The organism is Desertibacillus haloalkaliphilus, assembly GCF_019039105.1.
In the GTDB taxonomy this organism is placed as follows: Bacteria; Bacillota; Bacilli; order Bacillales; family KJ1-10-99; genus Desertibacillus; species Desertibacillus haloalkaliphilus.
The window spans coordinates 1-327 of sequence record NZ_JAHPIV010000604.1; the positions used below are offsets into that span (position 1 = coordinate 1).

Annotated in this window: 1 protein-coding gene; it reads right to left on the minus strand. The window is 39.8% G+C overall.

From position 1 onward, the window contains the following. A partial coding sequence (locus tag KH400_RS23480; protein WP_217228744.1) for a hypothetical protein occupies nt 1–327 on the minus strand: 327 nt, incomplete at both ends.

Below are 327 nucleotides of genomic sequence, written 5' to 3' on the forward strand. Positions count from 1 at the left end.
GATCGGGACTGCGCATAAAGTATTCATCTTTTAGCTTTTCTAATTGTTTTTTGGCTTGATTGCGTGCATCTGTTGCTTTTTCTAACAGAGCCGGGTCATAGTCATCCCCTTTGCAAGTCTTTAACCTTTTAAAATTGATGTTTGGCAAAAGCTCATAAAGTGTCCCAAAATCATCTTGATGCCTTATTAATTCATTTACTTGCTCTAAATCATCTATAAAATTCTCTGCTCTCGGTGCTGGACCGCCCGGCTCTTTTGATAAAGTGAGCGCTTGTTCCAGCAGTTCCTGACAGCTTCTTAAAACGAGAGAAAGGTCCTCTTTGATAT